Raw genomic sequence first — 15268 nt, 5'->3', positions numbered from 1 at the left:
GAACGGAGTGATCTGCAGAGGGAAAAAAGTTTTCCCGCCTAGCTTTTTTTCTTCCGCCAATCGAGGTTTTGGAAGTAGAAAAGCCTAATAACATGATTGTTTCTATACCTGTTGCCAGCTGCCAATTGCTGAAACTGGTTCATATAGCCTAGCTGTACATTGTCATGCTTATTGGTATTGAACTTAAAGCCTAGGAAAAACCTGTTTTGATCAAAATAATTGTAAACAACCTGTTTCCCGAAGTTTAAATGTACTTCATCGTTCACTACAAATGAAAGTCGATTTTCAGGCTTTTGGCTGAAGGGGATTTCGTAAAACAGGTTGTAGCGTAATTTGTAATTAAAGTTGTAGCCGCTTGCCAGTGTGGAGTCGTTTAAGATTTTGCGCCTGTATTTTTCCTCCAATCTTATCCATTGCATCGTCCGGTTTTTACCATACTTCGTATGCCACTGAACCTGCTGCCAGGCGCGATGCTCCGGTTGCGTGACATTGGTATGACCTTCTGCAGCATAATTGGAAACGTAGGCATACCCTACTGTTAGTTTTGTATTGTCAGTAGCGTAATAAGTAAGGCCGACACGGGCAATTGACTGAGAAAAATTGTTGGTAAAATCTTCTTTAGTACGCAAGTGCAAATCAGTCCATATGCCGAACTTGTTAGTCAGTCTTGCCTGGTTAAAGTAACCAAGCCAAATTTGTTGTACGTCGCTTGTGCTCTTAGTTTGCTGAGCCGAAAGCGATAGAGTTGAAAAAGTAAAAATTACGAGTGCTAGTATCAGTTTATTCATTTCTTATTATTTCTTAGGTTTATTTTTTAGCCAGCTTTATTTCTCTTGTTAAACTTTGGTTGCGACGCTCCGTTCGGCTGTTGTAATTCTATTGTTCATATGAGATTGGTCACTAAGATCGACGTACATTTTGAAAAAGGGCAGTGTAAAAACACCGCCCACTAACGATTGCTTGTTTAAAAATAAGAGACGTTGCGGGTGGATTTGAACCACCGTGAAAGGTTTTGCAGACCCCTGCCTTGCCACTCGGCCACGCAACTTTTTAAAAGGTGTTTTTAATGATTTTTTATTGTTGCTTGTCTTGGTTCAACTAATTTTCCGTAGGTCAACGAAGCGTCGCAACGATGTTACTATGGAATACGAAAGTTGGCTTCCTAGAAAAATCAGCTTTCGACTTTTTGACTACTTATTTAAAAGGTTATCAAAAGTAAAGGCAACATAATATAGACCGCCAATTGTAGGACCACCTGCGTATTGTAGATAGCGATGATTAAAAATATCAGCAGCACCAACTTTAATACTGGCTTTTGCCACAGGGACTTTAAAAGTGACCTGCGCGTCGATGGTACTGTAAGCACTAATGTCACCAGTAACCAACGGGCTTTCCCACAAAAAGGCATTTTGCCATCTCCAGACAACGTTGAAACCAACATTCTTCGCAATTTGCCGGTTACCAAATGAAAGGTTGGTAGACCAATCAGGCGTGTTGAAGCCTGTCACAAATATGTCGTTGACTTCGTTTGACCTAATCTTGTTATAGTTTACGTTTCCTGAAATAGTGTACTTTTTATAAAAGTTGTAAGTGATACCAAGAGCGGAGCCGTAATTACGGTAAGTGTTTTTTGCGTTGGTATACACACGATAACGATCCTGCCCTTTACTTGCAGCAGTTGTCGAAGTTGCAGTAGTGGCATCCCTGTTTCTGTCAAGCATAGCAAGCACCGAGGCATCAGAACCCACCGTTTCACCCTTTGGAACAAACACCTGCACTTGTCCTAAAAACCCATCGTACTGGTTGCTGTAGGCGTCGATATCCAATACCAGCTTATTGTTGAATAACACACTCTTGTAACCCACCTCTAAAGAGTTGATGCGCTCAGGACGTGCTTTAGGAAGGTTGGCAACTTTCAATAAACTCCTGTTTGCCAGGGCAGCCTGGTCAGTGTTTCCGGCAGCACTTACTGCCGCGTTAAAATCAATGACTGATGCCTGGGAATAACTGTTCTCTAGGTATCCTAAACCCTCATTTATATAAGACAGGCTACCAACACGTTTAACCCTTCCGTTATTTACGTACGATAAAGCTTCAAACAAAGCCGGGAAACGATACCCCTGCTGCCATGTAATACGGAAGTTGTGGTTTTTTTTAAATGTATAAACAGCAGCGAGGCGTGGGGTAAGCTTAGGATCAAACTCAGGGTTATAGTCATAACGAAGAGAACTGAATAATTTGAGTTTCTCATCGAAAAAAGTCTTAGTAACCTGCGCAAACCCACCAAACTTCTTGTAGTAAACATTGTCACCGAAACTTCCGTTAGCCAAAGCTTTGTTGCGATCTGCGATTGAACGGGTAAAGTCTACGAAGTTATTTCCATCAGGGATAATTTGGTAAATACGGGCATCGCCTCCTATTAGTAAATCAACCACCTTTACTTCTTTCGAAAGGTCCCACTGTGCTTCCGTATGGTAAAGCCTGCTTTTTTGGATTAACGCTGCTCCGCCGGTTTCAGGTGCGTCGGGTATCTGGCTAGACTTGATATCCCAGTTGTTGATTTTAATGATCGTATTCTTGAGCGCTTCAAATGCTGGCGTTCCAGGCTCAACGCGTCCTGCATCAGCTGCCTTACGAGCAAACTGAGTAGCAGTTGCAAGATCAGCACCGTCATTCAACTTTGAAACAAGAGCAGTTTTATATTTAGCAGCCCATGCATTGTTGCTTCCACCGCTGGCAAGATCAAGGTTATCAGCCAAAGGTTTTACGTTGTAGGAGTCGCCGGTATTTTCTACAGAAATGTAACTGCGAACAACATAATTATTTCCTTTCAGCTCTAGTTTATGGTTTTGTACAACTACGTTATCAAGTTGAATTTTATTTCCTCTTTGAAAAACTCCATCCATTTTACCGACACGGTAAGAATAAGAAAGCTCCGCTTTATCACTAATACGATAATGAAGGGCTGCGTCCAATTTCAAATTATCCACTTTGGGGCTTACCAGGTCAGTTTCCCAATAACCGGTACGGGCAACGCGCAAAGTTTGATTCGGAGCGCCATTTATATTCAGGCCGCTAATCGAAACAACATTGCTTCCTGCTAAAGCATCGTCTCCGTATTTATTCCAGCCGTCGAAAGCTACATTGTTGCTGCCATTTAACTGCTGAAAGGCCGGGTTAGCACTTTTGAGATTGTTTGTGTTCTGGTCAAGTCTTGTGTTGGACCTCCAGTCGGTTCCCCGCATATAACTGGCATTTATCTTAAATGCCCACTTGTTATTGAACGCTTTTGCATAACGAATCGCAGTTTCCGTTAAAAGGCTTGGATCATGATCTTTACCGTCAACATGGTTGATTCCTGTTTTCTGATAAACACTTAAACCCTGGTATAGAAAAGGACTTTTAGTTAGCAAATTCGCCATCCCATTAATCGCGTTCATGCCATATAAGGCAGAAGCTGCGCCTGGAGTAATTTCTATGCTGGCAATGTCTAGTTCGGTTGGCCCGATTGCATTACCTAACGGAACGCCTAGAGTCGCTGCCTGCATGTCTACTCCATCCACTAACTGCATAAAACGAAAGTTGTTTGGAATATTGAAACCGCGGGTATTAGGCACTTTGAAAGTAAGGCTCGAAGTAATCATTTGAACGCCTTTTACATTTTCAAGCGCATCGTAAAAGCTGGGTGCCGGTGATTCGCGGATAGCCCTGATGTCTAATTTTTCGATCGCTACCGGAGATTTTAAAATATTCTCAGCAACACGTGAGGCTGTAACAACCACTTCGTTGCCTAATACAGTTTGAGTAACTAAATTGATTGCTAGCTTAGAGTTGATTGACTTGACTTCAAATTCCTGCGTTTCAAATCCAACAGAAGAAAAGACAAGGGTAAGGGGAAACCTGTTTCTTGTTTTTAAAGTGAATTCGCCCTGTTCGTTTGTTATGGTTCCGGCTACTGTTCCTTTTATTTGCACACTTACAGAAGGAATTGCGTGTTTGGTATCATGCTCAAGCACTGTTCCTGAAATTTCTATAAGGTTATTGCCCTGTGCATAAATTGCCTGAAATGAAAGAAACATTGCAAAAAAGATCAAACCCTGTTTTAGGATTGCATTGGAGGCAGATACTTGTTCTTTTAATTTTAATAAATTTTTTCTCATGATTGGGCTAAAGTTTTAGCAGTCTACTTGTTTAGTAGGATAAATAGGCAAAAAAATATTCAGTATAGCAGGCAACAGGTTAGAAGAAAATATTCTTATGGGAACAACATCGACAACAGGAATTGAAAAATATGGACATTGCTTTTATGGTCATATTTGGTTTCGGGGCAAATTTAAAAGCATTTATATTAGTCTACCAAATTTATAGAATAAAAACTTAAACTATTTTTAAGAGTGGAACGAGTGAGGGCTAATTGAGATGAACCTGGTAAAAAAAGAATTGCCTCCTTTAGCTGCGCGCAGAAGGAGGCATCTTTATAAAATATCCTAAAAAGGAAATCGGTTTAAATATTGTTTAAAACCTGTTCTCCCATTGCTTCGGTACCTAAAACCATATTAGAGGCTGTTTGAGAGTCTGCAATATCACGGGTACGGAAACCAGCCTTCAACACTTTGTCAACTGCGTTAATCAAAGCATCGGACTCTGCTTTTAATCCAAAAGAAATATCGAGCAGTAAAGCGGCAGACAAAATAGAAGCAAGAGGATTAGCAACTCCCTTTCCTGTTATGTCGTGAGCAGAACCATGGATAGGTTCGTAAACCCCGGTTCCATCTCCGATAGACGCTGAAGCAAGCATGCCCATAGAACCAGCAATCTGGGAAGCTTCATCGGTTAGAATATCACCAAAAAGGTTAGCAGTAACCACTACATCAAAGCGGCAAGGGTCTTTTATTAGCAACATTGCTGTAGCGTCTACAAATTGGTGCTCGACTTCTACTTCGGGGTATTCAAGCGCAACTTTTTGTACTACCTCGCGCCAAAGACGACTTGTTTCCAACACGTTGGCTTTATCTACAGAGCACAATTTTTTCTTACGAGTCATTGCAGCTTCGAAAGCTTTCCTGGCAATTCTCTCCACTTCGTAACGGCTATACTCTGCCATATCAAAAGCCGTATCTCCATTGTTTTTACGACCTTTTTCGCCAAAGTAAATATCACCAGTTAGCTCGCGAAAAAACAGGATGTCAGCTCCTTTAAGAATTTCAGGTTTAATGCTTGAAGCGCTCAGCAATTCATCAAATAGTTTTATAGGGCGAAGGTTAGCATACAGCCCTAATTCTTTGCGCATCTTCAACAACCCTTGTTCAGGACGAACTTTAGCAGTTGGATCATTATCATACTTAGGATGTCCAACGGCGCCAAACAATACCGCGTCGGAACTTTTCATTTTTTGCAAAGTCTCCTCAGGCAAAGGATTACCAGTGGCTTCAATTGCAACGTGACCAATAAGCGCTGAGTCGTACGTAAACTCATGTCCGAATTTTGCAGCTATTTTATCTAAAACTTTCTTTCCTACTGCTGTTACTTCCTGTCCTATCCCGTCTCCGGGAACGATTAATATATGTTTTTTCATTTGTTGGTTTTAGAAAGAGGTATTAAAGGCATGGCGGCACGAGGCAACGAGGCAACAAGTAAAATACAGTTGCCGTTGTCTTTGAGCCCGTCATATCTTTTTTATTAATGATAATAACATTCGATCTAATTCTTTAGTATTACCAAGTATGGTATTGAAATGATTTTGCGCAAGATAATTTAAGTTGAAAGCAATTTCGACTTGTGTTTGTAATTCGAACAATGAACCTACTGCTATTTGTAGAAATCTTTTGTAATCTCCTGTTGAGTTTCTGCCGTAACCTTCAGCAATATTACTGGGAATTGAAACTGCACTTCGGCGAAGCTGATTTGTGAGCCCATACATCTCCTGGCTAGGAAAGCTGTTCGAAGCAGCATAAATATCTGTAACAAGCGACATCGATTTCTGCCATACCAACAAATCTCTATAACTATTTATTGCTGTCATACTTGCTAATCGAAAACACTCAGCAAAATACAATTTTTACAATTCGCTGCTTTGTTCCCTCGCTGCCTGTCGCCTTGTTGCCTTGTTGCCTTGTGTTGCCTCGTTACCTTCTCCACCCCTATCAAATCAAATTGAGCATTTTCTGAGTCGCCTTTATTGCCGCAACTGTCTGATCACTATCAAGGCCACGGGTTTTGAAATGTTTTCCATCGCTGCACATCCAGGATATGATGGTTTCGCAAAGGGCGTCCGACTTTCCTCCTGGAGGTATCCGCACCGCGTAGTCGGTCAGTTGTGGCAACTCAAGTCCTTTGTTTTTATACACTATTTTTAAGGCATTCATAAAAGCATCATATTGCCCGTCACCTTGTGCATGCTCTTCAAACGTCTCGTCGTCGATCCGCAACTTTAGCGTAACAGAAGGTCTTAAGTTTTTTGAATGCGTTAACACATAGTTTTCTAACTGAACTTTTTCCTTAATTGTATTGCTATCTAAAACATCAGAAAGAATATATGGCAGATCTGCCTGGGTTACGACTTCTTTGCGATCACCAAGCTCTATGATACGCTGGGTAACTTTTTTCAAATCTTCATCTGAAATCTGTATACCTAGTTGATGCAGGTTATTCTCGATGTTTGCCTTTCCGCTTGTCTTGCCTAGGGCATACTTGCGCTCGCGACCAAAACGCTCGGGGAGCAAATCGTTAAAATATAAATTGTTTTTTTTGTCACCGTCTGCGTGGATACCGGCAGTTTGAGTAAAGACGTTTTCGCCGATTACCGGTTTGTTATCAGGTGTTCTAAAACCCGAAAAAGTTTCAACTAGTTTGCTGACCGAGTACAGAGAAGTTTCGACTACAGATGTTTTTACATCTTTCATATAATCGTTCAATACTGCCACTGCACTCGCAAGTGGCGCATTTCCTGCCCGTTCTCCCATCCCGTTCACAGTTAAATGTATTCCATCGATCCCTGCTTTAACTGCCTCTAAAACGTTTGCAGTACCGAGGTCATAATCGTTGTGTGCATGAAAATCAAAATGGAGCTGAGGATATCTTAAAACAAGTTCCTGGATAAACTCAAAAACTTCAGAAGGTATTAGTACCCCTAAAGTATCGGGTAATAGAACACGTTTGATTGGTTGATGCTGCAAAAAGTCCAGATACTGCAAGACGTACTCATGAGAGTTACGCATTCCGTTGCTCCAGTCCTCGAGGTACACATTGCAGTCTATTCCTTTTTCATTTGCAAGTGCAATTACATCAGCAACTTCAGCAAAATGTTGTTCGGGAGTTTTTTTAAGTTGATGCGTTAAATGATTTAAAGAACCTTTTGTTAGCAGGTTCATTACTCTTGCGCCTGCCTGCAACATCCAATTTATTGAAGTATCGCCGTCAACAAAAGTTAGCACTTCTATCCTATCGAGGTAGCCGTGTGCTGCTGCCCATTCGGTGATATTTCTTACAGCCTGAAACTCGCCTTCAGAAACTCTTGCAGACGCAATTTCTATCCTGTCGACTTTTACTTCTGTAAGGAGGATTTGAGCAATAGTCAACTTTTCAGAAGCCGAAAACGATACCCCGCTGGTTTGCTCGCCATCACGAAGCGTAGTATCCATGATTTCAATATGCCTTTGAACATTTGACCTTTTTTTGTCTTTGGCAGCAATTTGCCTGCCTTTGGTTTCTGTTGCTAGTTGCATATTTCTTTCAATGAATTATTCAAAATTAAATACGGTGTTGTCGAGGTAAGGCTCTAGTACATGCTGCTTGCTGCAAAGGCTTTTACCTCATCCTTCATGGCTTGCAAATAATCGATATCGTCGAAACCGTTTAGCATGTTATGCTTTTTGTAACCGTTGATATCAAATGACTCGCTTTCGCCGGTTGCGAGAATAGTAATGGTTTGTTCAGGTAGATTTACTTCAAGTTCGGTCTTTGGGTCGGCTTCAATTGCGGTAAAAATCTTGTCTAAAAATTCGCCGCTAATCTGCACAGGAAGCACGCCGATATTAAGAGAATTTCCTTTGAAAATATCAGCAAAAAAACTTGAAACGACACAGCGGAAACCGTAATCATAAATAGCCCAGGCAGCGTGCTCGCGACTACTGCCGCTACCGAAATTTTTTCCACCCACCAATATTCTGCCTGAGTAAACAGGATTATTTAGAATGAAATCTTCTTTAGGTGTGCCGTCCTGGTTGTACCGCCAGTCTCTAAATAGATTATCGCCAAACTCCTTACGCTCCGTTGCTTTTAAAAAACGCGCGGGAATGATTTGGTCAGTATCAACATTTTCTATCGGCAATGGAACAGCTGAACTTCTAAGGATAGTAAATTTATCGTAAGCCATGTTTTGTAGCTGCTAGCTTTTAGCTGCTAGCTTCGAGCTTTTAATATTTTGATTATTCTTTTTATAAAAAGAGAAATTTTAAGGAACTCTTGTTAACAAGCTGCGGTTCAAATTTCGGCATCGTTGTGTCACTCACTTGTACTGATATTTTTTAATCAACTATCGCTGGAACTGATAACTATGTACAAGAGCCACGCAAGAATGATTCACGTTGCATTTCTGCCAGGCCCAAAACTCTTACACGTTCCAGAAGTCCTTTTAAAAATGGCGGTCAACGTGAAGCCTGCAGCTTGATGCATTTTTCACTAGTACGTTCCCGATACCTCCAGCTCCTCTTCCATCAACTCCCTTGGATCAGTAACTACACCGGTTACCGCAGCAGCAGCAGCAACTAACGGACTCGCAAGCAGCGTTCTACTGTTTGGTCCCTGGCGACCTTCGAAGTTGCGGTTGCTGGTACTTACAGCGTACTTACCCGCAGGCACTTTGTCATCGTTCATGGCAAGACAGGCAGAACAACCTGGTTGGCGCAATTGAAAACCTGCTTCATGTAAAATATCCAAAATTCCCTCTTCCTTAATTTGTTGCTCTACAACATGCGAACCTGGAACAATCCATGCCGTTACATTATCAGCTTTTTTACGGCCTTTGATAATAGATGCGAAAGCCCTGAAATCTTCGATGCGACCGTTGGTACAGCTTCCCACAAAAACATAGTCGACCTTCTTTCCGATCATTTCCTCGTCCTCGTGAAAGCCCATATAATTTAAAGACTTCTCATAACTTGACTTTCCACCTTCAACTTCCCCTGACAACGGTATATGTTTGCTGATGCCAATGCCCATACCCGGATTAGTACCATAAGTAATCATCGGTTCTATATCAGCAGCGTCGAAAGTATACTCTAAATCGAAAGATGCTTCAGGATCGGTTTTTAATGTCTTCCAATATGCAAGTGCTTTCTCCCATGCCTCACCCTTAGGAGCTTTTTCACGGCCATTTATATAATTGAAAGTAGTCTCATCCGGCGCAATCATTCCTCCGCGAGCGCCCATTTCAATGCTCATATTACAAACGGTCATGCGGCCTTCCATGCTCATGTTTTCAAAAACATCACCGGCGTATTCAACAAAATAGCCGGTAGCTCCGCTGGTAGACATCTTCGAAATAATGTAAAGAGCTACGTCTTTCGGCGTAACACCCCTGCCTAATTTTCCATTGACGCTTATACGCATCTTTTTAGGCTTAGGCTGCATAATACATTGAGATGACAGCACCATTTCAACTTCAGAAGTTCCGATACCAAAAGCGATGGCACCAAAAGCCCCGTGAGTCGAGGTGTGAGAGTCTCCACAAACGATCGTCATTCCGGGAAGGGTGATACCGTTTTCAGGACCGACAACGTGTACAATTCCGTTTTTAGGATTGTTTAAACCCCAGTGAGAAATACCGTATTTAGCGCTATTTGTTTCAAGTTGATTTAACTGGTTTGCCGAGAGCGGATCTGCAACAGGAAGGTGCTGATTGATCGTAGGCGTATTATGGTCGGCCGTAGCAAAAGTGCGCTCAGGCGACATCACGTCGACACCGCGGGTTTGAAGACCTAAAAAAGCAACCGGGCTGGTAACTTCATGAATAAAATGTCTGTCAATAAAAAACACATCAGGACCATCTTCAATTTTTCGAACTACGTGTGCATCCCACACTTTATCAAATAAGGTACTTGGAGTGTTACTCATATTTTTAAACTTTACTGATTTCTTTACTATTTGTTGAAAACCAAGTACGAAAGTCAGAAAAATATAGTGTAAAACCTTGAGAGCTAGCGAAATTTATTAAAAAATTATCCGGCCAAAAATCATTTTCAAACTGAACAAGACCAGCACCTTAAGATACTCATACTTTCAAAACCAAAAGGTTACATATTAAAAAGTTAATGAAGAGTAGAAAAGAAACTACATCGATCAGAATTTGAAGCTGCTCCGTAGAACTATGATGTATAGTAGCCATGATGTTAACTTAACGAGCACATTTTTGAAACGTACAGGATGAGATCGGTGCAAAAAGCAAGTCCTGAAAAGGATGTTTTACACATTTTATACGACCGCCTAACATTAGCATTACATTTACTTATACGGTCCGAAGCCGTTAAACATTCTTCTTTAACTTGAGTCAAAATAGTAACCAAGTCTAAAACGAAACAACATGTCAGAGATAGAAAAACACACCGTCAGGTCACAGATAGAACAGATCATTGAAAGGTCGAGATACCAGGAGGAAATGTTTCTGATTGACAGTAAAACCGCCGCCTCAAATATTCTTCAATATCTGCAAAAGGAGAATTTGATCCTTTTAGAAAATGCAGATCAAATCAATTAAACAAAGGAAATCTTAATAATAAAAGGGGAAGTTTTGCTTCCCCTTTTATTATTTATAACTCTCTTGTTTCATATAAAGAACACTCGTTGAACTGTCCAATACATTGCAATCAACCCAATTACAATTGAGAGAGGAAAGACCACGCGCTTTCGATAATTCGGGGTTTTCCTTAATGGAAAAATAACTAGTAAAAACATTGCAAGTATGACGGAGACTTGCCCAAGTTCAACACCGACATTGAAGGAAAGTATAGATAAAAAAAACTTGTTCCTGGGAAGACCTATTTCGTTCAAGGAACTGGCGAAGCCTAAGCCGTGAATTAATCCAAACATAAAAACAAGCAAAATTCGCCAGGGCTTCAGCTGGGTAAGAAGTAAGTTCTCTACAGCAACAAATAAAATAGACAAAGCTATAATTGGTTCCACCACTGCACTTGGTGCAACAATTATACTTTTCATGCTCATGGCAAGCGTGATAGAGTGCGCAACAGTAAAGGCCGTCGCCTGCCACAGAATTGCTTTCACCTTATCACTCAATAAACAAAGGCCTACAACAAAAAGAATGTGATCGAATCCTTCGGGTAATATATGGGTATAGCCAAGCTTCAGATAAAACCAGATAACATGTTCTGTTGGCGCTTTTTCTAAAACATAATTAATGGTATGTGCAAACAAAGGGGTAGCGGATACAAACAAAACTGCGGCGATGAAAGTAATTCCACATTTTAAATGTTGCCTTTGAAATGTTGCCGGTAATTTCACTGATGTATTTAATTCAGCTGTTTCTAGAGACTTTGCATAGCAGTAGTGGTTTCTGCTTTTAGAGTATAACCGACATAGGAATTAGTGCCGGAAGCTTGCTGCAGCATATTCTTAGCCATTTCCTTCTCACCTGATTTCAAAAAAATCATCCCTGCGCGGCTCAAAAGAACGGGGTTCTTTGAGTTGGTTTTTAAAGCAGTCTTTATGTAGGGCAAAGCTTTGCTGTATTCTCCTTTGCTATAGTAAACCCACGCGACAGTTTCATTTGCATCGATATTTTCAGGGCGTCGATTGTATTCGAGTAAAGCGTGCTCAAGTGCCTTATCTACATTGTTAACCTTTAAGTAGGCATAAGCCAACTCACGATCAGCGTAATGCCCTATCGACTCGTCTTTATCACCTGCCTCTGCATCTTTAGAAAGATCTTCAATTATTTGTTTCGCCAAATCAGTTGCTTTTTTATCCTGCCCGGACTGGCGATATAAATCAACCAGTTCCTCTTTCATTGAGTTATCATTTATGAGGCCGTCTGCTTTCTCGTAAAGTTCAATTGCTTTCTTATTATCATTTGCAGCAACTGCTACCCTAGCAAGTCCTGCAAGGGCGTAAGGATAGTTAGGGCGCATACTCAGTGATTGCCTGTACAAATTTTCCGCTGTTTTATAATCTCCCGTTTTTTCATACAAACTAGCGAGTTGAACTCTTGTCCATTCTGTATGTTCGTCACCTTGCCCGCCCGCTTCTGCCGCCATTTTCATTGCTTCGATAGAACTCTTATAGTTACCAAAAATTTCTCTCAAATAGGAGACGCGAGAGTAAGAAGTAAGGTCAGGTCTTATAGATACCATCTTGTCTGCATCAGCAACCGCTGAGTCGTAGTTTCCCATCTCGACGTTTCCATCAACCATCAAGCCGTACACATAAGCATTGTATGGATTTACTGAGCGAGCCTTTTGAGCGGCTGCTAAACCCTCCGCAAAATGATGTTGCGATAAATAAATTAGTGACTTAAAGACGAGGCCATTAAAGTTCAGAGAATCAATTTTTAAAACGGTGTTTACACTTTTCATGGCGGCGCGATCATAATACATATAATTGCCACTTTCTCTTGCCTCCTGAATGTATAAAGCCGCTAATTTTAATGAAGCATTTATATCATTAGGATCTTGTTTTAATGCTTCGAACAAAACACCTGCTTTTTTCTGCACTTCCTTCCATTCCTTACTCTCATTCGCCGCTCCCTTGCGAGGAAGTAACTCATACACCATACTCTCTTTTTCTTTTTCACTGTTATTGTACTTTACCACAATAGCCACAATGGCAAGCAGAAAAACAATTAGACACGCTATATAAACGTAACTCTTTTTCATTTTTTAATTTTTTAGAATGTAGCCGTTTTTTATCAATACTACAAAAAAGGATTTTTGCTGACTACCTTAAAACATATAACCCGATGCAAGATCGGGCTATATGTAAAAACCTATTTCATCTTTCCTAACTGTATTTCTATTGTTTAATAATCTTCCTGGTATCTATTCTCACACCGTTGCTTTCTGATATGATTAGGTAATTACCTTTTGGTAGATGAGAGATATTGAATTGGGTCATACCATTGGTTACAATTTGAGAGGCAAGTTTTTTACCGCTTCCATCAAACAAGTTTGCAGTAACGCCAGTCATTTTAGTGTACACTTTAATGAAATTGCTTGCAGGGTTTGGCAGTATTTGAACCACATTATCAAAATCGAACTTAATTGATTTCAAAGGAGAATAGCTAAATCTTCCGTCGTTGTCAACTTGTTTGATCCTATAATAATTAATAGTATTTAAGGAAGGCGTAGCATGAACGAACTCATAAATGCTAGTCGCCCCGTTAGTTGATCTTACCCTTCCGACTTCAACAAATTTTGATCCATCGGTACTGTATTCAACTTCAAAATGATTGTTGTTGATCTCGTTTGTGACGTGCCACTTCAGATTCACTTCCTTTCCTGCTTTTTCAGCATTCAAAGCAAGGAAACCTAAAGGCAGCGTTTGCTCACTTCTTGGGCCTACATACTGGGCACCTGTAAACCCTCTCCATGGGCCTTGAACATAGGGATATACGGTTCTGAAGGCAGTATCATTTTGAGTTGGTCCAGCTTTAAAACCAAGCGTTTTACCAAGTTGATCCGCATTCTCATAAGGTAGCCCTATTGCAGCAAGCACGACTCCACTAACAGCCTGCAATTCTATCCTTGTAACATCATCTTCGAGTCTTCTTCCGTTAGGGAAACCATCCATGTTAGGAATAAATTCGAGATTTGCATTCCCGTTGAAACGTGGGTCCGTAAGACCTAAAACAGCAGCTTGAATCAATCCTAAGGAATTAAAATCAGCGCTGTTTCTTGGAGTTACTGGCACGGCCATATTTAACCGTAACATATCTCCGATTGTTGGAAGGAAATTGTTTATAAACGGCTTACCTGTTGCCAGTGGATCTCCGCCTTTACCCGTAGCTAATTGATAAGGCCTGACGTTTGGAACGCCTGTTAGAAATATAGGAAGTAAATCTACTGCGCGGGGGCTCATGTTGTCAGGAAGTAAAAGCTCGGCGAAACCTCCATTTGCAGATTCAGCAAAAGCAGTTCCGGCAACGCCAGGTGTACCTCTTACAGGGAATAAACCAGGTCTGCCGTTTCTAAAATCAAAAGCACCTAATGAATTAGCTTGAATACGTAAAGATGTGAGGAAGGGCACAGAGCCTCCAAACTTAGAATCGTCCATGTAAAGAGCTAGCTCTGGGTTTTTGAAGTAGGTAGCGAATTGACCTTCATCTGCTGAATTAGAGGCAACTGAGTTCCACTTATCTTTTGCTCCAATTGGAACAATCACCTCATTTGTAAGAGGCATACCTAAACGGGATACCTGAATCCACTCACCATAGGGTGTTTGCTGCCCGGTTGTTGGCTCAAACGTAGTTATCTCACGACGACTGGCGCTAGCCCAAACACCTATTACATAATTAGGATCTAAAATATTAGCAGCTTGAGAAACAGGTAAATTATTCTTCTGTAATGTGCTTATAGGAACTTCAATGACCAGAGAGTGTACATTAAATTTCGCCAGACCATCTCTACCAGGATTTCTAACGTTGGCAAGGTCGAAGATGCCCCCAAGGTCTACAAAAAATGGATCATCAATTTGGCCAGCGAATACTTTTTCTCCAGTAGTTGCAGTAGCTATCGCTGACTGCATCACAGCATCATAACTCTTACCGAGTCCGACAGTAGGATTGTCAATTGAACGGGGGCCAATGTTAGGAGGGGGTACAATACCATTAGTAACAATTGCATTGAAAGTACCACCATTCACACTACGATCTAACGTGTAGGTCGTCTTTAAATTTTCTTTTCCCAACCTTATTTTGAAAAAAGTAGTAGGATCTTCATTGACCTGCTGGAAAGTGAAACGATAAGTAATATCGTCACCCGTTGTAGTTGTTTTATTTTTTACGTGAATTTCGTACCGGATGTTTTGGCCAAAAGTATAATAGTTAGGGCCACCTGCAGGGTGTTCAAAAGGAATGTAATTCGCTATTAAGACAACATTATCAGGATTTGTGGGACTCCTAAAGGCGTAAACGTCTGTATTATCGGCTAAGGGGTCGTAAGCAATTAATGGAGCCTCTCTATGTGATGACGCAATTACTAATGTTTGATTGAAAGCTAAGCAAACCAAAGTAGCTGCACACAGTTTTAAAAATTTTTTCATA

Annotated in this window: 11 protein-coding genes and 1 tRNA gene; 1 reads left to right on the top strand and 11 read right to left on the bottom strand. The window is 40.9% G+C overall.

Annotated elements, in window-relative coordinates; genetic code table 11:
* Positions 1–38: 38 nt before the first annotated feature.
* From SAE01_RS09920 to leuC, 8 genes are all read right to left on the bottom strand, one after another.
* Positions 39–788, bottom strand: coding sequence for a DUF2490 domain-containing protein (locus SAE01_RS09920; protein ID WP_147203594.1), 750 nt, complete (start codon positions 786–788; stop codon positions 39–41).
* Positions 789–977: 189 nt separating this feature from the next.
* Positions 978–1048 (bottom strand) — tRNA-Cys (locus SAE01_RS09915).
* Between the two features lie 142 nt (positions 1049–1190).
* Positions 1191–4160 carry a TonB-dependent receptor gene (locus SAE01_RS09910; protein WP_147203593.1) on the bottom strand — a complete coding sequence of 990 codons (2970 nt, stop codon included), beginning with the start codon at positions 4158–4160 and terminating at the stop codon, positions 1191–1193.
* 344 nt (positions 4161–4504) lie between these two features.
* A complete protein-coding gene (gene leuB, locus SAE01_RS09905) occupies positions 4505–5575 on the bottom strand; it encodes a 3-isopropylmalate dehydrogenase (RefSeq protein ID WP_147203592.1) in 1071 nt (356 codons plus the stop codon).
* Positions 5576–5665: 90 nt separating this feature from the next.
* Entirely contained in the window at positions 5666–6022 is a 357-nt protein-coding gene (locus tag SAE01_RS09900; RefSeq protein WP_147203591.1) for a four helix bundle protein, read from the bottom strand.
* Between the two features lie 121 nt (positions 6023–6143).
* The gene (locus SAE01_RS09895; RefSeq protein WP_218029125.1) at positions 6144–7724 is read right to left on the bottom strand and encodes a hydroxymethylglutaryl-CoA lyase-like TIM-barrel protein; all 1581 of its coding nucleotides are present in this window, start codon (positions 7722–7724) and stop codon (positions 6144–6146) included.
* Positions 7725–7777: 53 nt separating this feature from the next.
* The gene (gene leuD / locus SAE01_RS09890) at positions 7778–8374 is read right to left on the bottom strand and encodes a 3-isopropylmalate dehydratase small subunit (protein WP_147203590.1); all 597 of its coding nucleotides are present in this window, start codon (positions 8372–8374) and stop codon (positions 7778–7780) included.
* Positions 8375–8679: 305 nt separating this feature from the next.
* Positions 8680–10113: a 3-isopropylmalate dehydratase large subunit gene (gene leuC / locus SAE01_RS09885; protein ID WP_147203589.1), complete on the bottom strand. Its 1434-nt coding sequence runs from the start codon at positions 10111–10113 to the stop codon at positions 8680–8682.
* Between the two features lie 466 nt (positions 10114–10579).
* Between leuC and SAE01_RS24450 the strand changes: the two genes are divergently transcribed.
* Positions 10580–10753 carry a hypothetical protein gene (locus tag SAE01_RS24450; protein WP_170234127.1) on the top strand — a complete coding sequence of 58 codons (174 nt, stop codon included), beginning with the start codon at positions 10580–10582 and terminating at the stop codon, positions 10751–10753.
* A 68-nt stretch (positions 10754–10821) separates the two neighbouring features.
* Here the strand turns inward: SAE01_RS24450 and SAE01_RS09880 are convergent, their stop codons facing one another.
* From SAE01_RS09880 to SAE01_RS09870, 3 genes are all read right to left on the bottom strand, one after another.
* The gene (locus SAE01_RS09880) at positions 10822–11514 is read right to left on the bottom strand and encodes a HupE/UreJ family protein (RefSeq protein WP_246113198.1); all 693 of its coding nucleotides are present in this window, start codon (positions 11512–11514) and stop codon (positions 10822–10824) included.
* A 23-nt stretch (positions 11515–11537) separates the two neighbouring features.
* A complete protein-coding gene (locus SAE01_RS09875) occupies positions 11538–12884 on the bottom strand; it encodes a tetratricopeptide repeat protein (RefSeq protein ID WP_147203588.1) in 1347 nt (448 codons plus the stop codon).
* A 136-nt stretch (positions 12885–13020) separates the two neighbouring features.
* Entirely contained in the window at positions 13021–15267 is a 2247-nt protein-coding gene (locus tag SAE01_RS09870) for a DUF4331 family protein (protein ID WP_147203587.1), read from the bottom strand.
* Position 15268 lies beyond the last annotated feature (1 nt).

The organism is Segetibacter aerophilus (assembly GCF_007991655.1).
GTDB classification, from domain to species: domain Bacteria; phylum Bacteroidota; class Bacteroidia; order Chitinophagales; family Chitinophagaceae; genus Segetibacter; species Segetibacter aerophilus.
This window is presented reverse-complemented; position numbering and strand designations above follow the sequence as displayed.